Raw genomic sequence first — 23,981 nt, forward strand, 5'->3', positions numbered from 1 at the left:
ATATGGTGTAGGATTACTTATTGTCAATGTTCAATTTTTTCTACTTAAATATTTAAAACACTTGCTGAGAGAAGTCTTTTTTTTAGGTCTCTTTTAGCCTATATTTGAAGATTTCCCAAATCGCAAAGCGGCTATTTCGAAAAGTAGAGCCACCTTTTGCATCCACTCCACCTTTATTATCCATTGGAATGAAAGTATCTCCCTCAGAGCCATTTAAAATTGTTTATTCAATTCTGAATCACGAGTATTTGGGGTACATCTTCGAATCATTTGTGGTCCAGCTGAATAGTCAGGGGGAATTTACATTTCAGATCCAGAACATTTCATCCAAAAATATCAAGGAATTCAGGAGCGGGATCGATACGCGGGATTTTGAACTCGTGAAGCTTATTGATGACATTCAGCAGGATGCGGTTGTCAGGAAGTTCAATACCAAAAAATTAAGTGTAGTTGATTTTTTTCTCAAAGTCTACGATCCGCAAAAAGGGGACAAGCTCATTCAGGAAACGATTGCAGCTTATCTCGAAAGTGCCAAAGCCCGCATTCTCGACCGGCTGTCGGAAAAGGATATTTTTATCATGGGAAGTGACGGCAACCCGATCTGGAAACCTGTCATCCTGGAATCCGAAAAAGCGACCATCCGGTTCCATTTTGTCCGTAACGAAGACAACACCCATTACTTTCCAACGATACGCCACAAGTTTCAAAAACTGGATTTCCAGTATAAAAACGCGTTTCTGGTTTGTGAAGATCCGGCTTGGCTGGTATTGGAAGGGCATTTATACCAGTTCGAGGGAAATGTCGACGGGAAGAAGATCAAACCGTTTTTAGCTAAAAAATTCATTGCCATTCCGGGGCAGATGGAGGAGCAATATTATGGCAGGTTTGTGGCGCCGCTCATTGCCTCGTACGATGTAGTTGCGCGAGGTTTCGAAATTAGAAATGTATCCTCTTCTCCGAGAACCGTTTTGACGATCTCAGAATTTTCCAACAATTCGGGTAAGAAAAATACGGTGCTATTTCAGGATTCCGAAGACGTGGAAGTACTTGAAGATGAAGATAATGACGTTTCTTTCGACCTCTCATTTCAATACGCCGGCTTCGCTTTTCATTACGATAGTTTCGCACACCCTTCGAGCGTGCATATGGAAAAGAAAGGCAATGACTACTTTTTTAACAAAGTGAAACGCAACATTGAAATTGAAACCCAGAATGTCCGTCAATTGAAGGATTGGGGCCTCAATATGCGTAGTGGCAAAATACAAATGCCTAAATCACAAGCATTTGGCTGGCTACAGGGTAATGCTAATTTGCTTGCAGAGAAAGGCATTTCGGTACGTCAGAATACAAGCGACGCAAAACGCTACTTTCTGGGTTATTCCTCATTGGATATATCGATTCAGGAAGGCCGGGATTGGTTTGATATTAATGCAAAAGTGAGATTCGGGGAGTTTGAGATTCCATTTATCCAGCTCAGAAGTCACATTCTGAGCCGCAAAAAGGAGTTTTTACTACCTAATGGCGAAATCGCAGTGATACCAGAATGGTGGTTTACCAAATATTCTGATTTCTTTTCATTCACGGAGCATGGCGATTCGGATGATGATTTCAGGCTTCGTATGCACCATTTGGCATTGGTGCAGGAATTGAAAGAAGAAAATCTGGCCACAGCGGTTATCAGTAGAAAACTTGAGAATTTGCGTGATTTCCAACAAATTGATCCGGTTGCTCCTCCAAAAGGTTTTACAGGTTTATTAAGACCATACCAAAAAACCGGTTATGACTGGTTGCAATTTTTGAAACAGTATCGTCTGGGAGGTTGCCTCGCGGATGATATGGGGCTCGGCAAAACTGTACAAACACTGGCGCTGCTGCAATCTGAAAAAGAATCGGGCATCGACATGCCGTCGATCCTTATCATGCCCACCTCACTGCTCTACAACTGGCAGCTTGAAGCAAACAAATTCACGCCAGAACTGAAGGTAATGCTTTACACGGGAACAAACCGTGATAAAGACACGGCTCAATTCGATCAATATGATCTGATACTGACATCGTATGGCATCATCCGTTTGGACGTTGAGATCCTGGAAAATTACCGGTTCAATTATGTAATCCTGGATGAATCGCAGGCCATTAAAAATCCCGCATCTATCATTACGAAGGCAGTTAGGAAGTTAAATTCAACGCATCGGCTGGTATTGACAGGTACCCCGGTCGAGAATAACACGTTGGACCTGTGGTCTCAAATGTCGTTTGTGAACCCGGGATTATTAGGTACCCAATCTTTTTTCAGGGACGAGTTTCAAGTACCTATTGAAAAACGAGGGGATGAAGAAAAAACAAAACGACTTTATAATCTCATTAAACCATTCATTTTAAGAAGGTTAAAGTCACAGGTAGCAACAGATTTGCCTGAAAAAGTCGAAAGTGTGCAATACTGCGATATGTCCGCGGAACAGGAAAAGGCGTATGAAGAAGCAAAAGCTTACTATCGAAATCTGATCCTGCAAAGCATTGATGCAGAAGGAATTTCAAAATCTCAGCTCGTTGTTTTACAAGGTTTGACCAAACTGCGCCAGCTTGCAAATCACCCATTTATGGTCGACCCGGAGTATCAGCACGGATCCGGGAAATTTGAAGATGTGATTCATAAGTTGCAAACGGTGATGAGTGAGGATCATAAGATCCTAATATTCAGCCAATACATTAAGCATTTAGACTTATTTCGCCGCCATTTGGATGAAAAAGGAATTCGATATGCCTACCTCGACGGTGCTACCCGCGACAGGCAGGAGCAGGTTGAGACTTTCCAGGAAAATGAAGAGATCAAAATTTTCCTTATTTCGTTGAAAGCCGGAGGTCTAGGCCTAAATCTCACGGCAGCAGACTACGTTTTCATACTCGATCCCTGGTGGAATCCGGCCATTGAAGCTCAGGCCGTAGATCGTGCGCACCGCATTGGTCAGGACCGGACGGTATTTACTTATAAGTTCATTACTAAGAATACGGTGGAGGAAAAGATTCTGGCACTTCAGAGAACCAAGAAGCAACTTGCTGATGACCTAATTTCGAATGAAGAAGGGTTTATTAAATCGCTCAGCCGGGAAGATGTGATGAATTTGCTGGCGTAGAAACGTTGGTCACCCTGAGCGGAGTCGAAGGGGCGCTACTGCTTGTAAGTAACGCCCCTTTGAATCCGCTCAGGGTGACAAGTGCGACTAACAAATTTATAACGTCAGCGCAGACGCTTCTCTGGTGATCAATGCTTCCCGATCAGGACCGGTTGAAATGAATGTAATCGGCAGTTTCAATTCTTCTTCCAAAAACTTCACATAAGCCAGCAACTCGTCCGGAATTGCGTCGAAATCGTGGATGCCATCCAGTGATTGTTGCCAGCCTGCAAAATCCTTGTAAACAGGCTCAACAGTTTCGTCGCACAAATCGTATGGAAGCTGGTCTGTCAGTGTGCCATCTGCCAGTTTATATTCTGTGCAAACGCGGATTGTGTCGAATATCGTGAGCACATCCACTTTCATCATAATCAATTGAGTGACCCCATTGATCATAATTGCGTATTTCAATGCAGGCAGATCCAACCAGCCACAACGACGCGGACGTCCGGTGGTTGCACCAAATTCACGGCCTTCCTTGCGCATTTCCTCGCCTGTTTCATCTAAAAGTTCGGTGGGGAACGGCCCACTTCCTACCCGCGTACAATACGCTTTGAAAATACCAAAAACCTCACCTACCTGATGCGGAGAAATACCCAGACCGGTACATGCGCCGGCAGTCATAGTGGTGGAACTCGTTACGAATGGATATGATCCGAAATCGATGTCGAGCAGAGAACCCTGAGCTCCTTCGGCTAACACGGTTTTATTTTGTAGTAATGCGTCATTTACAACGTATTCGCTATTCACGAGCGTAAATTGCTTCATGAACTCGATTGCGCCAAAGAAATTTTCTTCGGCTTGCGGAAGTACTTCCGAGTAATCATATGAATAGAAATCCAGGATTACTTTGTGCGCGTCAACCAGTTTTTTGTATTTGGCGGCAAAATTCGGAGAAAGTACATCTCCTACGCGCAGACCAAGCCTTGCTACTTTATCCTGATAGGCAGGCCCGATTCCGCGCAACGTAGAACCGATCTTTGAGTCTCCTTTCGAGCGTTCGTACGCGGCATCCAGCAATGAGTGGGTGGGGACGATGATCGACGCTTTTTTGGAAACATACAGATTTGCGATCAGGTCAAGATTGTATTTCGCCAGATTTTCAATTTCTCTTTTGAAAACGATCGGATCGAGAACGACGCCATTTCCAATGATGTTCTGGATATCGCTGCGGAAAATACCCGACGGGATTTGGTGCAAAACGTGTTTGATACCATCAAATTCGAGGGTATGACCCGCATTTGGCCCACCCTGAAAACGGGCTACAACCTGGTACTTAGGCGCCAGGACATCCACAATTTTTCCTTTTCCCTCGTCTCCCCATTGGAGACCAAGTAATACATCAACTTTCATTCAATTTTTGATTACTGAAACTAAAATGGTGTAAGATCAGACCGGCATAGAAGCCGGTCTGCAAGATAATATACTAGCGGTCTTCGTAAACTGCCGTGGTTTCGCGGACTTCGTTCCGGTTCTGGCAGTTTTCCTTAGTGCAGTTACCATAAAAAATAAGCGAATGATGGAGCACGCTGAAATTGAGCATTTCCCCCACCATATTCTGGATACTCTGGATCCTCGGATCGCAAAATTCCATCACTTTATGACAATCCGTACAAATCAGGTGATCGTGCTGTTTATTGCCATATGACTTTTCGAATTGAGCAAGGTTTTTACCAAACTGATGCTTTGTAACCAGGTCACAATCAACCAGGACATCCAGCGTATTATAGACAGTTGCCCTGCTCACCCGATACCGTTTATTCTTCATACTGATGTAAAGTTCATCTACATCAAAATGATCTTCTCTGTTATAAATTTCCTCCAGAATCGCAAAACGCTCGGGGGTTTTACGAAGTCCTTTATTTTCCAGATAAGCCGTTAAGATTTTCTTTGCGGCTTCAAAATTTGGTTTGCTGGCTTGTGGCATATCTCTGATATTCTTGCGCGAAAATACGCTTTTTTACTTGAAACATATTCACTTTGGCTGTTTTAGAACTACGTCTGGTTCCCAACCAACTCAATAACAACGCATTGCCGCATTGGTTCAACGGAATCACTTCCTCTCCAGATTTGTATCAAATCTTTGCACATTATAAACTCCTTCCACCTGCTCCAGCTTGTTGATCAGCACGTCCAAATGCCTGGTATCCTGCACATATAACTTAATGTCGCCATTAAAAACACCATCCTTGGTATCAATTGTTAAACCACGCATGTTGATATGCAGCTCGTTCGAAATGATCCTCGTGACGTCGTTCACAAGCCCCACGCGATCCGTTCCTGAAAGATATAGACCTGCCAGAAATGCTTCTTCCTTGCCCGATTCCCATTTTGCTTTTATAATGCGGTTGCCATGCTTCGACATGAGCTCAGCCGCATTTGGACAGGTTGTCCGGTGTATTTTGATGCCTTCATTAATTGTCACAAATCCAAAAACGTCATCGCCGGCAATCGGGTTGCAACAGGGTGCGAGCTTGTAATCGATTTTGTCCATATCGTCCCCGATCAGCAGCGTATCACTATCGGCCCGGTCTCCATGGATATGTTTTAGAAATTTGGTGAACGTCTTGCCGTCACTGCCGGTTTGTCCGGGTGCGGTGGCCGGGACAACCACATCCGTCGTTTTCCGCTCTTTGGCTTCCTTTTCCCGTTTAAATCGTTTCAGTTCATCGAGCTGAATGTAGCCTTTGCCGATCCGGTAGAAAAAGTCGGTAGCTGTTTTACATTCAAAAAACGCCCGAAGCTGGTTTACAATCTCGGCAGTAAGTTCTATGCCCAGGATTTTCAGTTTTTTCTCAACCATTTGACGACCATCAGTTTCGTAACGACGGTTGTCTTCTTTGAGAAAATCCTTGATCCTGGCTCTGGCCTTAGAAGTAACTACGATCCGCAGCCAGTCTTCATTCGGTTTCTGCTTGCTGGACGTAATGATCTCGACCTGATCTCCATTGTTCAAAACGTAACTGATCGGAACGAGTATCCCGCCCACCTTTGCCGCCATACAGTGCGCGCCAACCTCCGAATGGATGTCAAATGCAAAATCAAGTGCGGTAGCACCACTTTGCAACACTTTCAGCTCGCCTTTTGGTGTAAAAACAAAAACTTCCTCATTAAAGAGATTGCTCCTGAACTCATCCAAAAACTCTATTGCCGCCGTTTTATCGCCAAACCCGTTTTCAAGCGTTTCGCGAACCTGGGTAATCCATTGCTCTATATTTCCGCGGACTTTCGTATCATTTCCTTTGTATTTCCAATGCGCCGCATAGCCTTTTTCCGCGATCTCATCCATCCGGGTCGTACGGATCTGCACTTCCACCCATTGTCCGCTTTTGCTCATCACCGTGGAATGCAGCGACTGGTAACCATTCGCACGAGGCGTACTTAGAAAGTCTTTAAGCCGGTCGGGATTTGGCTTATAATGATCCGTCACAATGGAATAAGCCTGCCAGCAAATCGCCTTTTCCCGGTCGTTTTCAGCCGAAGATTCGAGTACGATCCGAATGGCAAAAAGATCATATATTTCTTCAAAGGGCTTGTTCTGCTTGCGCATTTTGTTCCAGATCGAATAGATCGATTTGGGCCGGCCTTTCAGAATAAAGTTTAGCCCGGCAGCTTCCAGGTCCTGGGCAATGGGCTCCATGAACTTGGCGATAAACCGGTCACGGATTCCTTTGGTTTCTCTTAATTTCCTGGCAATTGCACGATATTCCTGCGGCTCGGTGTATTTGAGGTACAGTTCTTCCAGCTCGGATTTAATGCTGTAAAGTCCCAATCGGTGAGCGAGCGGCGCGTAGATGAAGATCGTCTCGGAAGCAATTTTCAGCTGCTTATCGCGGGGCATGCTGTCCAGGGTACGCATGTTATGCAGCCTATCGGCAAGCTTCACAAGGATTACCCGGACGTCGTCAGAAAGCGTAAGAAGCATTTTCCGGAAATTCTCCGCCTGCTGGGAAGTTCCGTATTCGAACCGGCCGGAAATTTTGGTAAGACCATCGATGATCTTCGCGACTTTTTTACCAAAAAGCCTTTCAATATCCTCAATTCGCATATCCGTATCCTCGACCACATCGTGCAGCAGCGCCGCAACAATGCCCGTTGTACCCAGCCCGATCTCCTCAACGACAATCTGAGCTACGGCGAGCGGATGGTAGATATATGGTTCACCAGACCGGCGACGCATGTCTTTATGCGCGTCGACGGAAGTATAAAATGCTTTCTTGATTAATTTCGCATCATTGTCCTTTAAAAACGGTTTGGCTGTTCGTAATAGCCTTCGGTATTTTTTTAGGATATCCTTGCGCTCCTGTTCCAGATCGATGTCGAGGGATTCAACGAGTTGCTCCACTGCTATAATTCTAATTTGTATGCTTCACTAAAATAACAAATTTTTGGCTACAATTAGCTATCCGCACAATCCAAAAACTAAAATTTTAAAAAAAATTTGCATCTATCTAAAATTTAGAAATACCTTTGCACTCCCAATTCGAGACAGGGCGCAGATTATCGCACCAATTTCCAGATCGGATCGGAGACATAAGTGAGCGGGCGTGGCGGAACTGGTAGACGTGCTAGACTTAGGATCTAGTGCCGCAAGGCGTGGGGGTTCGATTCCCTCCGCCCGTACAAGTAAAAAGGGAGTGACGGGGCGTCAGATTCCTCAAGAATAAGCTGCTCCGAAGTACAATCCCGTCTAATGCCCTCAGGACATCGTTTTGAGGGCATTTTTCTTTTTCTTTTCTGTTTTATCCAAAAAGGTTTACCCATAAGCATTAGCGACACATGGAAGTTCTGTTAGAAAAAAATTCACCAACGTTAGCCTCTCTGAAAGTTATCCTGACCAAGGAAGACTATCAGCCGAAAGTCGATAAGACAATAAAGGATTACACGAAACGCGTCAATCTGAAAGGCTTCCGCCCGGGCAAAGTTCCAACCCATGTCATTCAGCGCATGTATGGAAAAAGCATTTTGGTTGACGAGGTTAACAACATTCTCAGCAATGCAGTTAGCACGTACATCAGAGAGAACAAGCTGCAGGTGGTGGGAGATCCAATCCCTGACCGCGATAAAGCAGCGGAAGTAAACTGGGACAGCCCGGCTCAATTCGAATTCACTTATGAACTTGGCGTTGCCACGGATTTCGAAGTAAATCTTTCAGAAATTCCAGCGATCAAACGCTATACCATTCATGTTGACGACGCGGAACTAACTAAGACTACTGACAGTCTGCGTGAAAGGTTTTCGGATAGCATTCACCCGGAAGTAAGCGAAGCGGACGACATGGTTTTTGGTGAACTGAAACAGGAATCATCAGAATTCAATACACGTACTGCCATTCCTACGAAACAAGTTAAAGAAGAAGTTCGGTCGAAGTTCATCGGTCTGAAAAAAGACGATGTCGTTACCTTCGACATTCAGAATACATTCACTGAGGAATCAGCGATTGCTCACGTTACCGGCAAGAAAAAAGAAGACATCGGAGAACTGTCCGGTGAATTTACACTGATCGTTGAAGACATTACCCGATCAGCACCTGCGGCATTCACTCCGGAGTTTTTCGATAAAGTATTAGGTCCGGGCCAGGCAGAAAGCGAGGAGCAGTTCAACGAAAAAGTGCTTGAAATCATCAAAGGAAATTACGAGCGCGAAACGGAAGCATTGTTGCGCCGTGATATCGAAACCACTTTGCTTGATAACATTGCAATCGAACTTCCAGGTGAGTTTTTGAAAAACTGGCTGGAACGTACCAACGAAGGCAAGTTCACCCGCGAACAAATTGAAGAACAGTTTGAAGATTTCCAGAAGTCATTGAAACTGAGTCTGATCAAAAATAAGATCGCTGACAAAGAAGGCGTAAAAGTTGAATATCCTGAAATCCTTGACTTTACCCGTCAGATGGTAAAAGGCCAGTTCGGTATCTATGGCGACGATGACAACATGAAAGAAACGATCGACCGCGTTGCACAGGGATATCTTGCTGACAAAGAACGTGATAACTATACCAGCGTCTTCAATCAGGTTTTTGATAATAAAGTTTTGGATGTGATCCGCGGCCAGGTTGCTACGGATGAGCAGACGATCGAAGTAAGCGAATTCGAGAAGCTTGCAAAAGGCGAAGAAGTAGAAGCTGCCTAGTCTTCCATTCTTAAAAATATTTTTTTTCACCGGCCCGCACAGGGCCGGTGTTTTTTATTTAAAGCCGATCCGCTCGCGATGTTCGCCAATCTCACGGACAATACCTTCACCAAACCATTGCCTGAACTTTATTTTCCATTGCTCGAGCTCATTCTGAAGTCTTCGGTTTTCAGAAAGTATGCGGGTGTTTTCCTGACGCAGCCACTCCGTTTCGGACATGGACAGCGAATCGAAACCCAGTAGCTCAGGCAATGGGATTTCGAGGAGTTTGGAAATATTTTCGAGTCGGGAAACAGACAACTCCGTCCGGCCCCTTTCCAGATCTCCGTACGCGGTGGTTGACAAACCAAGCATATCCGCCATATTTTCCTGAGACAGTCCTTTTTGAAGACGAACCTGGCGAATCCTTTCAGATAAGTTGGATATTACATTCATGACGCTTTGCTATTTCTTCTTATATAAATCTTTACGCAATGTAATCACCACATTTATAGCTGCCTCTCGCAATTTCCGACAAATTATCGCAAGAATTGACAAGGATTATTCGACGAAATAGTCAATTTTGTGACAGGCAAAAGAATCAGCGATTGGGTTTATAATCAGAAACTAACATATATTGCTTTTTGTTCTCTTAGTCATTTGCCCTAAAATAATAACCAAATTAAATTTAAGTTTATCGATGAATCACGGAAATGAATTTAGAAAATATGCCGTGCACCATTTAGGTGTGAACGGACTTACAGTGGACGGTTATATGAACCATACCGTCGAAAATATGACCCGCTCGGTAATTGAAGAGCGTCCGATGAATTTCCGTGAAGTAGACGTTTTTTCACGTCTGATGGCCGATCGTATTATTTTCATGGGCACCGGAGTAGATGACAATATTGCGAATATCATCGTCGCGCAGCTTTTGTTCCTCGAATCAGCTGATCCGAAAAAAGACATTTTGATGTACATAAACAGTCCCGGCGGCTCCGTTTACGCAGGTCTGGGCATTTATGACACCATGCAATATGTTCGTCCGGACGTGGCGACGGTATGTACAAGTCTTGCAGCTTCAATGGGTGCGGTTCTTCTTGCAGGCGGTGCAGCTGGGAAGCGTTCTGCATTGCCACATGCGAGGGTGATGATCCATCAGCCTTCGGGAGGTGCGCAGGGAACATCGGTTGATATTGAAATCACCACGCGTGAAATTGTAAAACTTCGCCACGAGCTTTACGAAATTCTTGCGAACCATACGGGACAAACGTCTGAGCAAATCGCATTGGATTCTGATCGCGACAAGTGGTTAAAAGCCACAGAAGCAAAGGAATATGGCTTGATCGATGAAGTTTTGACAAGAGACAAATAATCGAAAAAATTTCAGCTAAAAGCGTCCGGACAGCAAATTGTCCGGACGCTTTTTAGTTTATGGGCCGCCTGTAATTTGGTAACCCAATTAAAAAACTGGAAATTTGCGTTGCAGCTGCAATCAAAGGATTCAAATGCTGAAAATTTGAAACAATAAACCGGGTCTTCTTGTTAAATGATTTTCCCGGTTGTTAAAATGATTTGAAAAGACTTTCAGGAATACCGTTCCGAACACGTCAACCACAGCATAAATAAAATCAATGGCACAAGTAAGTTGTTCGTTCTGCGGACGTAAGAAAAATGAGGTCGATCTGTTACTTTCGGGCATCGATGCGCACATCTGTAACCATTGCATTGCACAGGGCCATCAGGTGATTACCGAAGAATTAGGCGCGAAGGAGGATAAGAAAGAGAAGAAAACGAAACTCCCGAAGCTTAAATCGATTCCTCCCGCCGAGATCAAACGATTTTTGGAACAATATGTCATCGGTCAGGATGAAGCGAAACGCTCGCTGGCCGTGGCTGTCTACAACCATTATAAACGTCTGAACCAAACGTATACGGAAGACGAAGATGTAGTGATTGAAAAATCAAATATTATCATGGTAGGTGAAACCGGAACCGGTAAAACCTATCTAGCCAAATCCATTGCACGCATTCTGCAGGTTCCTTTTTGTGTAGCTGACGCAACGGTCGTAACAGAGGCCGGATATGTGGGTGAAGACGTCGAAACCATTCTGACACGCCTTTTGCAAGCTGCGGATTACAATGTGGAAGCCGCCGAAAGAGGTATCGTTTATATAGACGAGATTGATAAAATCGCTCGTAAATCGGACAATCCTTCGATTACCCGCGATGTGAGCGGCGAGGGTGTGCAACAGGCATTACTAAAATTATTAGAGGGATCGAGTGTGAATGTACCGCCGCAAGGTGGCCGCAAGCATCCGGACCAAAAGATGATCACGCTGAATACTGAAAACATTCTTTTCATTTGCGGAGGCGCATTTGACGGAATTGAAAGGCATATCGGTAAACGGATCAATACCCGCCCGATTGGCTTCTCCGGCGACAACCGGATCATTGAAATTTTTGATAAAGGAAATTTAATGCGCTACGTGACAGCCATGGATCTTAAATCTTTCGGTTTGATTCCTGAGCTTATCGGGCGCTTGCCTGTACTGACCCATTTGAACCCGCTTGACCGCGAGACATTGCGCAGGATTTTGACAGAGCCAAAAAATGCTTTGGTAAAACAATACGCAAAGTTGTTCGCCATGGAAGGCATTACACTGCATTTCGAAGAAGAAGTACTCGACTTTATTGTTGATCAGGCAATGACCTACAAGCTTGGTGCGCGCGGTTTGCGTGCCATATGCGAGTCGATCATGACGGATGCGATGTTTGACCTGCCATCTCAAAAAGATGTCAAAGATTTTACATTGTCCCTGGACTATGCAAGAGATAAATTTGAAAAATCATCCATGTCATTGCTTCGCTCTGTTGCCTAATTGAGACTGGTTTTCTTTTAAACGCCCCGGGTTTCAAAAACGCGGGGCGTTTTCGTTTGATATAACATTACCTTTACTCATGTGAAGAAATAAATATCAAAGCTGTGGAAATCAGTTTTTTTGTTTTATTCGCATAAAATAACTCACCAGCGGTTCAACCGAATGGTTCAATTCAGACTTGTACTCCTATGCCAACCGGACCTATTGTTACACTCACGATAAATCCTGCCCTCGATAAAAGCTCTTACGTGAGCCGGATCGTGCCAGACAACAAGCTACGGTGCGAAACACCAAACTTTGAGGCCGGCGGCGGCGGGATTAATGTTGCAAAAGCGATCCACCGGCTGGGTGGTCATCCAATCGCCATATTTACCATTGGAGGCCCCACCGGACAGCGGCTCCATAAGTTGGTGAAAAACGAAGGAGTGGAGACGATGGTGATTGAGACCAAGCAATGGACACGCGAGAATTTCCATGTGCTGGAAACAAGCACAGGCTTTCAGTATCGTTTTGGAATGCCGGGAACGGAAATGATGCCGACGGAAGTAAGGTCCATACTCGAGACCATGGAAGAACTTGATCCAAAACCTTCGTATATCATCGCCAGCGGCAGCCTTCCTCCAGGTGTCCCAGATGATTTTTATGGCCAGATCGCCAAAATTGCCCATAAACAAGGTGCAAAATTTATTGCCGATACATCGGGAGATGCGCTGCGTTCAGCAACCGAAGCCGGGGTGTATTTGCTCAAGCCGAATATCATGGAGCTCAGCGAACTGGTAGGAGTCGACAAGCTTGAAATGGACGAAGTCGACGATGCCGCCAGGGCATTGATCATTCGCGGGCAGTGCGAAGTTGTGATCGTTTCCATGGGCGCAATGGGCGCAATGCTCGTGACCGAAGACCAGGTAGAACATATTCCGGCACCGCCCGTTCAGCCGAAAAGTACTGTCGGTGCGGGTGATAGTATGCTTGCAGGCATTGTCTGGACACTTTCCCAAGGTCGATCTTTCCGTGAAGCCGTGCGAATGGGCGTAGCTTGCGGAACAGCTGCGACCATGAATTCAGGCAGTGAATTGTTTAAAATGCCGGATGTTAACCGTCTGATGGATTGGTTGAACCGGTACGGAAAGCGTTATTCTGCGAGTTAAGCGAAATCACGATCGGCAAATAGTAAGAATATCGTGGTACTGTCTTTTTTCGAATAAAGACTTATCATGTCCGATACACAATCGCGTCGCCAGTTTGCTAAAATCACCGCTGCAACCGCGGCGGCCATTACCTTCAAGCCATTCTACATTCTGAACGCCAAACCGAAGATGGATGGTGAGGTAATTGGTCATGGTACTCACAAATACAAAGTGCATCAGGGCTGGGGCAATCTGGATTCCTCCAAATTTCCGATCAATAACTGTCACGAAATGGTTCAGGACAGTAAGGGAAGGCTGATTATGGTGGGGGATGAAGTAAAAAACAATATCCTCGTGTACGACCGGTCCGGTAAGCTGCTCGAAAGCTGGGGACATGAATTTCCTGGCGGGCATGGCCTGACACTCTGGAATGCAAATGGAGAAGAATTTCTTTTTATATGCGACCCTAACACCGGGAAGGTTACTAAGACAGATTTGAAAGGAAAAGTACTTCTGACGATCGAACATCCATCAAAAGTTGGCGCATATAAAGAGTCAGATGCATTTAAACCCACTGAAACTGCTATCGGACCTGACGGTACCATTTATGTTGCGGACGGATATGGCTCCCAATGGATTTTAAGATACACCCCAAAAGGAGAATATATTGACAAATTTGGCGGCCCGGGAGACGGTGACAGCCAATTTTCGACTGCCCACGGAATCGCGGTGGATTATCGCGACAAGGCCAATCCTACGCTATTGGTAACTTCACGGGCGCACAATGCATTCAAAAAATTTACATTAGACGGCAAGTACATCGGTACCTTGTTTTTGCCAGGTGCATTTGTTTGCCGCCCGGTTTTCAAGGAAGATACACTTTACGCAGGTGTCTGCTGGTCTCGTCTGAGGTATTTAAACCAAACTCCAAACTCCGGTTTTGTCACGATTCTTGATAAATCCAACAAAGTGATTTCTAACCCGGGCGGTACCAAACCGGAGTACCGGAATGGGGAATTGCAGATTATGTTACAGGAAAAACCAATCTTCATGCATTGCCATGATGTATGCGTGGACAACGACCACAATATTTATGTTTGTCAGTGGAACGCAAAAAAAACATATCCGGTGAAACTGGAAAGAGTTTAAATCGAGGGTCAGGCTGATTATCGTATCAGCCTGACTGTTATGCCATTTACGACCATCGTTCCGATCGTAAGAATCCCATAAGCCAATCCAATCGGCATTTGCGGGACGAGCCAGGCTACTCCTACCAAAAAGGCAACAAAGCCATATCCTGCCAAAAGTAACCCATAAAGTATCCGCGCCGCTGCGTCTGATCCCTGCTGGGAATGCGTAAAAACGGCTAATGTAGATGTCATGATAGGAAATGGCGTCAGTATTCCACTCCACGTCGGCCCGAGATATTCGGCCGCCTGGGTTAACAAAACCACAAAAAAAGTTGTCACTAGCATTCTTAGCGGAATGTCATAAACCGGCTGTTTTTTAAATTCGGCCTTTGTCTTCGGTTTTGGAAAAAAATATAAGACTGCCGTGAGTACCACTAAATTCAAAGCTACTGCCGCCGGAATGGGGACCGCCCGGCCAAGCGAGAGTAGCGCGACAACGAAGAATACCATGTAGCTGATCAATACAGTGGGCAGCCAGGTAAGTCTGGCGGAAACGATGGAGTAGACCAATGCAAACAGAATTGTCCCTACCGAGCCCAGCAACGCCGAATTGATCGTTGAAGCCGCAAAAGCTGCCCCATTTTCCAGTGCGATAAAGAATGAAATCGGCCCGGCTACCCAGGGAAAACCTCCGATCCAACCCCCCAGACCTTCACCCCATTTCCGAACCGCAAGTGTGACGCCCCCGATTAATGGAGGCATTAACAGAATTTTGACAAAAAGTATTTCGGACAATGTACCGCAGATTTTAGAATACAAATTTACATTGAACCCATTAAATGCTGTTACAATGGGATAAATAGTTAAAAAATTTACTTGCAACAAAGTTGCAATATGCTACTTTTGCAACGTTGTATCAAAAACGCTGATCCCCTGTCCGTAATCTTACTCAATGGCCCGAATCATTTTTAGTTTACTCCTCTTTCTGTCTTTCGGATTTTCATTTGCGCAGAAACCGGATTGTTCCTGTTTTGTGAAAGGTGTTGTGAGAGACAAGCACACCTCGCAACCCATTGCAGGAGCAACTCTGCTGATCGTCGGACAAAATAATGGCGTTTTTACAGATGAAAATGGCCGGTACGAACTACAAAATTTATGTCCCGGATCCTATACACTAGAATGCAGGATTATCGGATACAACTCCTTTCAGCATAAACTGGATTTGACCGCCGGTCACGAGGAAAATTTCAATCTGCAGGAACAGGAAGTGCATTTAAAGGATGTCGAAATTACGGCTCACCGCACAGATGCACCTTCTTCTCAGCCACTTTCAACCATTTCGGGAAGCGATCTGGAAAAAACTCGGGGGCAAACGCTGGGCGAAAGTTTGAAAGGATTATCTGGCGTAACCGTCTTACAAACAGGTTCATCCATTTCAAAACCCATCATTCACGGACTTCACAGTAACCGGGTTCTGATCATGAATAACGGCGTCCGCCAGGAAGGTCAGCAATGGGGTTCCGAGCACGCGCCGGAAATTGATCCGTTTATAGCAACGCGCCTTTCGGTTGTGAAAGGTGCGGCTGGCGTACGTTATGGATCTGATGCAATTGGCGGTGTGATCCTGGTGGAGCCGGAGGAACTACCATTTGACAGATCCATTACCGGCGAAGTAAATGCGGTGGGATTTTCGAATGGTCGGGAAGGCGTACTTTCCGGGACTGTACAGAGTGGGGTCAAAAAATTCAAAGGATTTGGATGGCGCGCGCAGGGAACCATTAAACGAGGTGGGAATATCCGGACTCCCAACTACTTTCTGGACAATACCGGCATCAGTGAAAAGAACTTCTCGCTGGCCGCCGGATATCGGAATAAAGGTTTTGGCATTGATTTGTTTTACAGTCGGTTTGATACCAGGATCGGGATCTTTTCCGGCTCACACATTGGAAGCGTGACGGACTTATTGAATGTGATCAAAAACGGAGAGCCTTTTGTAAAAGCCGGATTTAGCTATGACATCGGCAGGCCAAACCAAAATGTGACCCACGATCTTATAAAGCTCGAATCGCATTACCATTTCCAGAATGGGAACCGGCTTCAATGGACGATTGCACGCCAGTTAAATGATCGGAACGAATTTGATCTTCATCGCCCGAGAAACGATTCTTTGGCCGCTCTCAATCACCCCGAACTTACATTTAAGCTTACTACTCTCACGAATGACGTCGTTTGGGACCATAAACCCATTTTGGGAAAAATCGCGGGACAGCTCGGCGTGAGTACACTTTACCAGTATAATTTAATGAATGGGCGCCCATTGATTCCCAATTTCAATCAGTTCAACATCGGTGTTTTCTGGATGGAACGGTATGTAAAAGATCGTTGGGAACTTGAGGCGGGTATCCGTTACGATTACAGGACGCTCAAAACACATCGCATCGTGAATCGCGAAAAGGTTTCTCAGGATTTCAATTTCTCCAATTTCTCGGGAACGCTGGGAGCGACACGAAATTTCTCAGAACGGTTTTCCGGAAAGTTGAATGTGGGTACTGCCTGGCGCGCACCAAACGTGAGCGAGCTTTTTAGTGACGGTGTGCACCATGGCGCGGCTGCCTACGAAAAAGGGGACGCTACTTTACAACCTGAGAAAGCAATTAATACCATCGCAAGTTTAAAGTACGCATATGCCCGCTGGTCCGTGGAACTTGGAGGTTATTACAATTTCATATCCGATTTTATTTATCTGAAACCCCAACCTGAACCTGTACTGACCATACGCGGCGCATTTCCCTATTTTAAATACACCCAGACAGATGCTGCTTTTAAAGGAATTGATTTGTCGGCAAGCTGGGAGTTCACCAGGCATACAACGCTTTCGAGCAAGCTCAGTTACCTGCGTGTATATGACCGAAAAAACGACAGTTATCTCGTGATGATCCCTCCAAACAGGCTGGACAATCAGATTAAATATGAATTGCCCGATCTTGGAAACTGGCATCAGGTGTATGTCTCGGTAGGAAATTTATTTGTGGCACAACAAAAGAGGGTTCCCCCGAAAAGCGATTTTCTCGCCCCGCCAAAGTCGTATTCGATCTGGAATGTACAAGCCGGGACTACGATCAAAGTATCTGAAAAACAGCAGTTTGAAGTTGGCCTCAGTGTCCAGAACCTTTTTAACACCGTCTACCGTGACTACCTCAACCGTTTCCGCTACTACGCCGACGAAATGGGTTTGAATGCTTCGCTCCGCCTGAAATGGAAATTCGGTGCCTGATCTTGAATTTTTAGTACCAATACATAAACCTGTTACTTATGAAAATGAACCGTAAATTAAGCTGGGCGCTGCTTTTTGGAGTAGCTATTACGTTCTCACAATGCAAGGATTCGGGAGAAGAGGTAAAACCCGACGAAGAGAACGAGCTGATCACATCAGTTGTCCTGACATTTATCGAGCAAGGCACATCCAATGTTACATCTTTTGTTTATAAAGATGCTGACGGAGACGGTGGAAATGCGCCTAGCAGGTTCGACACGGTTGCATTAAAACCAAATACGACCTACACGATGACTACTGAGTTCCTGGACGAAAGTAAAACACCGGTTTCAGACATTACGGAAGAAATTTCGGAAGAATCGGATGAGCACCTGCTGATTTACACGCCCTCACCGGCAACTTTACTGACTTACACTTACGGTGATGCGGATGTAAACAAATTTCCGATTGGGCTGACGGGAAAAGCCGTGACCGGCGCGAAAGGAATTGGAAAACTCAAAGTTCAATTGCGCCATCAGCCGGGTGCAAAAAACGGCAAACCCGAGCCGGGAAGTGATGACGTAAACCTGGATTTCAATTTAAAGATCCAGTAGCTCTTTAAGGTTTGTGAGATATTTGTTTTGTTTATTTCACAAACCTTAATTGCATTTCGGACATGTTCCCTGAATCAGAAGATTGAAATTTTGGGGTTGATAACCTAATGGAAGCTGAACGGGCGGGATGTGCAGGTTTTCGAGACAATTCGTTTCCCCACATTCGTTGCATTTAAAATGGATATGATCATGCTGGTGCTGTTCTTCGGAGCAATTGTGCGAACAAAGCGCATAACGCAACCCTTCATCATCCAGAACTTTATGAATAATCCCTTTTTCCAAAAACGTTTTCAGTGTTCGGTAGATCGTCACACGGTCATAATTTTCGCCCAATGCACCTTCCAGATCTCCGTGTGACAAGGCATTCTTTTTGCTGATAAAGGTTGAAAGTACATCTTCCCGGCAGGTTGTTGTCCGAAGGTGATGGCCTTTCAGCGTTTCTCTTAACTGGTCCATTGTTTCCAATTATTTAATAAATCTTACAGCTGGTCATTTTTAAAACCGTTCCCATCAAAGTTAAGTTCTAACATCCGGAATTTCCAATTATTTACGTTCGTTATGGCAAGTACCCGACCGCAGACCGACTCGAAAATATCTTGCAACACAGTTGCAAAAAAGGAAAGATCATTCTATTTTTGCACTATGATAAAAATGAAAACGGAGCATTCTCACAACAAAGCCGACTACATAGGGATACTGGGTTCAGTATTGTGTATCGTGCATTGCATGTTGGTGCCCGCACTTGCATTTGGTTCGACAGTAGCAACGCATCATGCGCATAACGGACTGCGAACACTTGATTTCTTTTTCATCGGGATAAATGGCCTGGCCGTTTTCTACGCAACCCGCAATCATAAGTCGCTGCCACTTAATATTTTACTTTGGAGTGCTTTGATGATATTCTCCGTTTCGCTTCTTTTTGAAGGCAGACATCCTGCATTCTCCTGGCTTGGATATATCGGATCCGCCTTATTGATTATCGGCCATTTGATCAATCTATACATTTGTCAGATTGCACCGAGGCTGAAGGTGAAGATATCCTGATTTTATTTATCGTATTTGACTTCGAACCGGTTCAGATCGGGGCGTACCGCACGTTTTCTTCCTAATTCATATTCGAAGATGGTTTTGCCCAGATCTGCCAGAAATGGCAATCCAATGGTCTCATATTCGTATTTATCATCATTGAAAATCTGATCCTCATTACAGTAAATGACGGCTGTAAGCATGAATTCAATGCCTTTTTCGAAATCAGCGATGTACGCATTGTCCAGCAAAAACCCGTAAGCATCCCCGCTTTTATTGAATAGCCGGATATGCCGCGGCAACCTCGTCTTGGTAGCCCCGAACATCAGGAATTTGACATATCCATCGTAAAAATCATCCGTATAATTGGCAGGGAAATCCGTTTCAACAGGAAACTGCGACATGTACTGATACAGAAACTGATAATCGTCGGAAGTCAGATAAAACCGCTGACTGGCAGGCACCTGATCGGGGAAAAACAATGCTTTCAACAAACGATGCTGATCTTCGAGCGGAAATGCATTTTTCTGAGAAAAATCAAAAGGTTCGTTTACAAGCTGACCGTCTTTGAGATAACCATTTCCTTTTAAAACCTGTGCAGAGCTTTTATATTCTTTACTATTAAACTGCGCCGGCTGATCAAAAACGACTTTTCCGTCCTTTTCAAATCGGATCGGATTTGTGTAACGATTGTTTTCCGGTCCGATGGGTGATTCCAGTCTGTGCACAATGCGCGTACCCAGGTACCCTTTCTTTTGCAAACTGTCATTCAACTCCTGCTGGCCGATAAATTCATATAGCCGGTTGAATGCATCATTATCGCTGGCGAGCAATATTTTTTTAGCATAATGCGCGACGGATGGCATTCCGTTTTCAGCGGTTGTATCCGACGTCACTTTTGTTTGCTCAGGCCGGTCTGCGCCGGTCAGCATCGTTGTGTATTTATCAATACCGAGCTTGTTCAGCTTTTCAAATGCAAGCGCGACAGCGGGAAGTTTTACAGTACTGGCCGGATAGAAATATTCAGAACTGTTGACGCGGTATCCGTGAGTCGTGAAATGCGGTTCATTCTTTTTATTCCTGTCAATGCGCGTGTAGAGAATTTGAACCTGGTATTTATCCGGGTTGTCCAGCACTTTCGAGAACTTGTCCGGATGTTTTTTTAGAAGTTTTTCAATGAAATGATCTGCCTGAAACTGAGCAAAAGAAGGTGCTATGATCAAATTCAAAAGCGTGTAAATCAATAATTTTTTTCTTCTGAACAAAAGCATGGACATTCCGGGCACGTGTAAAACGAAGATACAATATTTTATTTTAAAGGGTTATTCGAATTATATTTTACTGAAAGCGGGCTTTACTTACTTAGATATAAACTATGGCAACTAATGGAAGAAAATAAGTTACGCAGCCGCGGCTGGTTCGGTAAGGAGGGGAAAGATGGTTTCATTTACCGGGCCTGGATGAAAAACCAGGGCTATCCCGCAGACGAATTCGACGGCAGGCCGGTGATCGGCATTTGTAATACGTTTTCAGAATTAACACCATGTAACGGGCATTTCAGGGAACTGGCCGAATCGGTAAAAAGAGGTGTGTGGGAAGCTGGTGGTTTTCCAGTCGAGTTTCCTGTGATGTCATTAGGAGAAACGCTCATTAAACCCACTGCGATGCTTTATCGCAATTTGGCAAGTATGGATGTGGAAGAATCGATCCGGGCGAATCCGATCGATGGCGTGGTATTGCTTTGTGGATGCGATAAAACGACTCCTTCATTGGTAATGGGCGCAGCGAGTGTCGATATCCCAACGATTGTAGTCTCAGGCGGACCGATGCTAACAGGTCGTTATCGCGGCAAAACGATCGGTACAAGTGATGTGTGGCGGTTCAGTGAAATGTATCGGAAAAACGAAATATCTCAGGAAGAATTAACTACCTCAGAAGCCTGCATGTGCCGCAGCAATGGCCACTGCGCCGTAATGGGAACAGCATCTACCATGGCATGTATGGTGGAATCGCTTGGTATTACTTTACCGGAAAATGCGGCAATCCCGGCTGCTGACTCGAGGCGAAAAGTGCAGGCGCATTTATCTGGAAGACGAATCGTCCAAATGGTCAAAGAAGACCTGAGATTATCGCATATCCTCACGAAAGAAGCATTTGAAAATGCGATCATGATCAATGCAGCGATTGGCGGCTCTACCAATTTCGTGATACATCTTTTGGCCATTGCAGGCAGGATCGGCGTTGACCTCTCGCTTGATGATTTCAATGTGCTCTGCGAAAAAGTACCTCTCCTGCTCAACTTACAGCCTTCCGGCGGGTATTTCATGGAGGATTTTTATTACGCCGGGGGACTTCCCGTTGTGATCAAGGAATTAAGCAGTATCCTTCATCAGGGCGTAATCACAGCGAATGGAAAAACGATGGCGGAAAACTGTGCTACCGCTGAATGTTTTGATCCCGAGGTGATCGGCACAATGGCTGAGCCAGTGAAAGACCTGACCGGCCTGGCAGTTGTTCGCGGAAACTTGTGTGAAAATGGTGCGGTTCTCAAACCGTCGGCTTCTCTCAAACCTGAATTAATGCAGCATCGCGGCCCGGCTGTTGTTTTTGAAGATATAGACGATTACAAGGCACGTCTCGACGATCCGAAGTTGGATGTGGACGAGAACAGTGTTTTGGTTTTGAAAAATGTAGGGCCAAAAGGATATCCCGGAATGCCGGAGGTAGGCAATATGTCTCTTCCTAAGAAATTACTCGCCCAGGGTGTGATCGACATGCTGCGTATTTCAGATGGTCGTATGAGTGGTACCGGTTTCGGAACAGTAATCCTGCACGTTTCACCCGAAGCTGCGGTGGGCGGAACACTCGCATTGGTGCAGGATGGCGACATGATTGAACTGGATGTAGCAAACCGGAAGTTGAACCTGGAAGTCTCTCCCGAAGAACTGGAACGCAGGCGAGCATTGTGGAAACCGCTGGATATGGGATACAACCGTGGATATGTCAACCTTCATATTAATCACGTGATGCAGGCCCACGAGGGAGCAGATCTGGACTTCCTCAAAGGTGGTTCGGGGGATAAGGTAACGAGGGATTCACATTGAAATTAAAACTATGAATAGCCAACCATTTGACGGTCAGGTTGCAGTGATAACCGGGGCAGGCCAGGGCATTGGATTTGAAATAGCCCGGCAACTTGCCATGCAGGGTGCCGGGGTCATTCTGAATGATTCGGATGAAGTACTGGTTAAAGACGCTGCCCGAAAAATACGGGACGAGGGAGGTGATTGCATCGCATTTGCGGGCGACGCCTCCAGACCGGAAGTAATTGAAAGTTTGGTTGATGAGGCGGTTAAATGCTTTGGAAAACTTACGATTTGCGTTGCAAATGCAGGAATTACGCTTTTTGGTGATTTTTTTGAATACCCGGTTGACAGCTTGCGTAAAGTACTGGAGGTGAATCTTATGGGCTCTTTCCTGCTCACACAAGCCGCTGCCCGGCAAATGCGAAAACAGAAATCCGCCGGAAGAGTTTTGTTAATGTCGTCGGTTGTCGGGCATCAGGCGCACCAGTTTTTGGGAGCATATGCCATGACTAAAGCTGGATTGGAAATGCTGGCTAAAAATCTGGTTATCGAATTGTCCCCGCATGGCATTACCATCAACACGGTAGCTCCTGGCGCAACCCTCACCGAGCGTACGCTGGCAGAGGATCCAACCTATCCAAAAACATGGTCCGCGATCACTCCGATGGGCAGACCTGCGATCTGCGAAGACATTGCCAATGCTGCATTGTTCTTGCTTTCCCCACATTCAGGACACATTACGGGACAAAGCCTGGTTGTAGACGGCGGCTGGACATCCGTAAGTCCATTACCGGATCTGAGCAATATGGCTGTAAAGAAATAGTAGGTTTATTCTCCCAAATCCCGGGAAAACAATTGCGCTTCCAGGTCGTCGATGCTACCTTCTTTTGACAAAAATAACTCCCGCGGCTTAGCGGTTGCGGGAGTTATAGTCATGAATGTGCGGTATTGCTCGTCAGAGATGATTTTGAGCGCTAACGCTCGTTTCAAGACCATTGGAAAAGGTACTTTGAAGAAATTGGCAATGTCGTTTGCCAGGAAATCGGGGATTTTGGAAATATCCGTTCTGAAAAAACTCTCGACTTCTTTGTATGGAAGCAATGCTTCAAAAATCAGTTGCTCCGAGCGTGCCGCGAGTGAATTTACATTGTAATAAAGCGTATGAAGCCCGAGTGAAACCGTGAGCAAATGTATGTGGTAATTACGCTCGTTGATCTCAGAAGACGCATTTACAAATACCCACCCTTTTTGACGATAAATGGCCGAAAATCCTTTGAAATTTGGATCTACGTTATGAAGTTGAGCGATTTTGACTCCTTCCGGATAAGGAAGTTTGTGACCAATCTGATGAACAATATCCTGAGCATAAGAAATATCCGCTACCTCACCAGCCGGCTCGATCATCCAGTCTCCATTCACCAATCCTTCAAACAACTGATCTGCCAGTCGCTGGCTTTCAACCTGCCCGAGATGAAGGACGATCCTGTTTCCGCGAACTGAAAAATCAAGAAGAAGCTGGTTCTTTGGCTGTTTCCTTGCCATACTTTTATAGTGTTGAGGTGAGAGCTTCAAAGATACA

The 23,981-nt window shown here is 45.3% G+C and carries 19 protein-coding genes and 1 tRNA gene; 12 read left to right on the forward strand and 8 right to left on the reverse strand.

What is annotated here, in order from left to right; translation table 11 throughout:
- Positions 1-188 precede the first annotated feature (188 nt).
- Positions 189-3,134 (forward strand): DEAD/DEAH box helicase, encoded by a 2,946-nt coding sequence (locus LZG72_RS03745; protein WP_233867723.1) that lies wholly within the window; start codon positions 189-191, stop codon positions 3,132-3,134.
- A 96-nt stretch (positions 3,135-3,230) separates the two neighbouring features.
- On the opposite strand, the gene LZG72_RS03750 is transcribed toward LZG72_RS03745, so the two are convergent.
- The 3 genes from LZG72_RS03750 to LZG72_RS03760 all read right to left on the reverse strand — a co-directional run bounded on the left by LZG72_RS03750 (position 3,231) and on the right by LZG72_RS03760 (position 7,518).
- Positions 3,231-4,526, reverse strand: a complete 1,296-nt coding sequence (locus LZG72_RS03750; protein WP_233867725.1) for an adenylosuccinate synthase — start codon at positions 4,524-4,526, stop codon at positions 3,231-3,233.
- A gap of 73 nt (positions 4,527-4,599) precedes the next feature.
- Positions 4,600-5,100, reverse strand: coding sequence for a Fur family transcriptional regulator (locus tag LZG72_RS03755; protein WP_233867728.1), 501 nt, complete (start codon positions 5,098-5,100; stop codon positions 4,600-4,602).
- 126 nt (positions 5,101-5,226) lie between these two features.
- Positions 5,227-7,518: a bifunctional (p)ppGpp synthetase/guanosine-3',5'-bis(diphosphate) 3'-pyrophosphohydrolase gene (locus LZG72_RS03760; protein ID WP_233867730.1), complete on the reverse strand. Its 2,292-nt coding sequence runs from the start codon at positions 7,516-7,518 to the stop codon at positions 5,227-5,229.
- 196 nt (positions 7,519-7,714) lie between these two features.
- Between LZG72_RS03760 and LZG72_RS03765 the strand changes: the two genes are divergently transcribed.
- Positions 7,715-7,796 (forward strand) — tRNA-Leu (locus tag LZG72_RS03765).
- A 156-nt stretch (positions 7,797-7,952) separates the two neighbouring features.
- A complete protein-coding gene (gene tig / locus LZG72_RS03770) occupies positions 7,953-9,305 on the forward strand; it encodes a trigger factor (RefSeq protein ID WP_233867733.1) in 1,353 nt (450 codons plus the stop codon).
- A 54-nt stretch (positions 9,306-9,359) separates the two neighbouring features.
- On the opposite strand, the gene LZG72_RS03775 is transcribed toward tig, so the two are convergent.
- Positions 9,360-9,740, reverse strand: a complete 381-nt coding sequence (locus tag LZG72_RS03775; protein WP_233867735.1) for a helix-turn-helix domain-containing protein — start codon at positions 9,738-9,740, stop codon at positions 9,360-9,362.
- A gap of 244 nt (positions 9,741-9,984) precedes the next feature.
- On the opposite strand from LZG72_RS03775, the gene LZG72_RS03780 reads away from it, so the two are divergent.
- From LZG72_RS03780 to LZG72_RS03795, 4 genes are all read left to right on the forward strand, one after another.
- Positions 9,985-10,659, forward strand: coding sequence for a ClpP family protease (locus tag LZG72_RS03780; protein ID WP_233867738.1), 675 nt, complete (start codon positions 9,985-9,987; stop codon positions 10,657-10,659).
- Between the two features lie 259 nt (positions 10,660-10,918).
- On the forward strand, positions 10,919-12,166 hold the full coding sequence (clpX, locus tag LZG72_RS03785) for an ATP-dependent Clp protease ATP-binding subunit ClpX (protein ID WP_233867741.1): 1,248 nt from the start codon (positions 10,919-10,921) through the stop codon (positions 12,164-12,166).
- 188 nt (positions 12,167-12,354) lie between these two features.
- A complete protein-coding gene (locus LZG72_RS03790) occupies positions 12,355-13,314 on the forward strand; it encodes a 1-phosphofructokinase family hexose kinase (protein ID WP_233867744.1) in 960 nt (319 codons plus the stop codon).
- Positions 13,315-13,380: 66 nt separating this feature from the next.
- Positions 13,381-14,442, forward strand: a complete 1,062-nt coding sequence (locus tag LZG72_RS03795; RefSeq protein ID WP_233867746.1) for a 6-bladed beta-propeller — start codon at positions 13,381-13,383, stop codon at positions 14,440-14,442.
- Between the two features lie 17 nt (positions 14,443-14,459).
- Here the strand turns inward: LZG72_RS03795 and LZG72_RS03800 are convergent, their stop codons facing one another.
- Positions 14,460-15,185, reverse strand: coding sequence for a hypothetical protein (locus LZG72_RS03800; protein WP_233867748.1), 726 nt, complete (start codon positions 15,183-15,185; stop codon positions 14,460-14,462).
- 190 nt (positions 15,186-15,375) lie between these two features.
- Here LZG72_RS03800 and LZG72_RS03805 point away from each other — a divergent pair, with 190 nt between their 5' ends.
- Both LZG72_RS03805 and LZG72_RS03810 read left to right on the forward strand, forming a co-directional pair.
- Positions 15,376-17,697, forward strand: a complete 2,322-nt coding sequence (locus LZG72_RS03805; protein ID WP_233867750.1) for a TonB-dependent receptor — start codon at positions 15,376-15,378, stop codon at positions 17,695-17,697.
- Positions 17,698-17,741: 44 nt separating this feature from the next.
- Positions 17,742-18,290, forward strand: a complete 549-nt coding sequence (locus LZG72_RS03810; RefSeq protein WP_233867752.1) for a hypothetical protein — start codon at positions 17,742-17,744, stop codon at positions 18,288-18,290.
- Between the two features lie 45 nt (positions 18,291-18,335).
- On the opposite strand, the gene LZG72_RS03815 is transcribed toward LZG72_RS03810, so the two are convergent.
- Complete coding sequence (locus LZG72_RS03815) at positions 18,336-18,746, reverse strand: Fur family transcriptional regulator (protein ID WP_233867754.1); 411 nt, start codon at positions 18,744-18,746, stop codon at positions 18,336-18,338.
- A gap of 195 nt (positions 18,747-18,941) precedes the next feature.
- On the opposite strand from LZG72_RS03815, the gene LZG72_RS03820 reads away from it, so the two are divergent.
- Positions 18,942-19,334, forward strand: a complete 393-nt coding sequence (locus LZG72_RS03820; RefSeq protein WP_233867756.1) for a MerC domain-containing protein — start codon at positions 18,942-18,944, stop codon at positions 19,332-19,334.
- Positions 19,335-19,336: 2 nt separating this feature from the next.
- On the opposite strand, the gene LZG72_RS03825 is transcribed toward LZG72_RS03820, so the two are convergent.
- A complete protein-coding gene (locus LZG72_RS03825) occupies positions 19,337-20,593 on the reverse strand; it encodes a serine hydrolase (protein ID WP_233867759.1) in 1,257 nt (418 codons plus the stop codon).
- A 108-nt stretch (positions 20,594-20,701) separates the two neighbouring features.
- Between LZG72_RS03825 and LZG72_RS03830 the strand changes: the two genes are divergently transcribed.
- Both LZG72_RS03830 and LZG72_RS03835 read left to right on the forward strand, forming a co-directional pair.
- On the forward strand, positions 20,702-22,420 hold the full coding sequence (locus tag LZG72_RS03830) for an IlvD/Edd family dehydratase (RefSeq protein ID WP_233867762.1): 1,719 nt from the start codon (positions 20,702-20,704) through the stop codon (positions 22,418-22,420).
- Between the two features lie 10 nt (positions 22,421-22,430).
- Positions 22,431-23,225 carry an SDR family NAD(P)-dependent oxidoreductase gene (locus LZG72_RS03835; protein WP_233867765.1) on the forward strand — a complete coding sequence of 265 codons (795 nt, stop codon included), beginning with the start codon at positions 22,431-22,433 and terminating at the stop codon, positions 23,223-23,225.
- A gap of 5 nt (positions 23,226-23,230) precedes the next feature.
- Here LZG72_RS03835 and LZG72_RS03840 read toward each other — a convergent pair whose 3' ends face one another.
- A complete protein-coding gene (locus LZG72_RS03840) occupies positions 23,231-23,944 on the reverse strand; it encodes a hypothetical protein (protein WP_233867768.1) in 714 nt (237 codons plus the stop codon).
- Positions 23,945-23,981 lie beyond the last annotated feature (37 nt).

Origin of the sequence: Dyadobacter sp. CY323 (assembly GCF_021390245.1) — a bacterium.
Classification (GTDB): domain Bacteria; phylum Bacteroidota; class Bacteroidia; order Cytophagales; family Spirosomataceae; genus Dyadobacter.

Bases quoted from the DNA above. Each gene is read 5' to 3' on its own strand.
- LZG72_RS03790 (WP_233867744.1), top strand. From the start codon at position 12,355: ATGCCAACCGGACCTATTGTTACACTCACGATAAATCCTGCCCTCGAT.
- LZG72_RS03750 (WP_233867725.1), bottom strand. From the start codon at position 4,526: ATGAAAGTTGATGTATTACTTGGTCTCCAATGGGGAGACGAGGGAAAA.
- clpX (WP_233867741.1), top strand. From the start codon at position 10,919: ATGGCACAAGTAAGTTGTTCGTTCTGCGGACGTAAGAAAAATGAGGTC.
- tig (WP_233867733.1), top strand. From the start codon at position 7,953: ATGGAAGTTCTGTTAGAAAAAAATTCACCAACGTTAGCCTCTCTGAAA.
- LZG72_RS03840 (WP_233867768.1), bottom strand. From the start codon at position 23,944: ATGGCAAGGAAACAGCCAAAGAACCAGCTTCTTCTTGATTTTTCAGTT.
- LZG72_RS03780 (WP_233867738.1), top strand. From the start codon at position 9,985: ATGAATCACGGAAATGAATTTAGAAAATATGCCGTGCACCATTTAGGT.
- LZG72_RS03755 (WP_233867728.1), bottom strand. From the start codon at position 5,100: ATGCCACAAGCCAGCAAACCAAATTTTGAAGCCGCAAAGAAAATCTTA.
- LZG72_RS03835 (WP_233867765.1), top strand. From the start codon at position 22,431: ATGAATAGCCAACCATTTGACGGTCAGGTTGCAGTGATAACCGGGGCA.
- LZG72_RS03820 (WP_233867756.1), top strand. From the start codon at position 18,942: ATGAAAACGGAGCATTCTCACAACAAAGCCGACTACATAGGGATACTG.
- LZG72_RS03795 (WP_233867746.1), top strand. From the start codon at position 13,381: ATGTCCGATACACAATCGCGTCGCCAGTTTGCTAAAATCACCGCTGCA.
- LZG72_RS03800 (WP_233867748.1), bottom strand. From the start codon at position 15,185: ATGCCTCCATTAATCGGGGGCGTCACACTTGCGGTTCGGAAATGGGGT.
- LZG72_RS03810 (WP_233867752.1), top strand. From the start codon at position 17,742: ATGAACCGTAAATTAAGCTGGGCGCTGCTTTTTGGAGTAGCTATTACG.
- LZG72_RS03805 (WP_233867750.1), top strand. From the start codon at position 15,376: ATGGCCCGAATCATTTTTAGTTTACTCCTCTTTCTGTCTTTCGGATTT.
- LZG72_RS03745 (WP_233867723.1), top strand. From the start codon at position 189: ATGAAAGTATCTCCCTCAGAGCCATTTAAAATTGTTTATTCAATTCTG.
- LZG72_RS03815 (WP_233867754.1), bottom strand. From the start codon at position 18,746: ATGGACCAGTTAAGAGAAACGCTGAAAGGCCATCACCTTCGGACAACA.
- LZG72_RS03775 (WP_233867735.1), bottom strand. From the start codon at position 9,740: ATGAATGTAATATCCAACTTATCTGAAAGGATTCGCCAGGTTCGTCTT.
- LZG72_RS03825 (WP_233867759.1), bottom strand. From the start codon at position 20,593: ATGTCCATGCTTTTGTTCAGAAGAAAAAAATTATTGATTTACACGCTT.
- LZG72_RS03830 (WP_233867762.1), top strand. From the start codon at position 20,702: ATGGAAGAAAATAAGTTACGCAGCCGCGGCTGGTTCGGTAAGGAGGGG.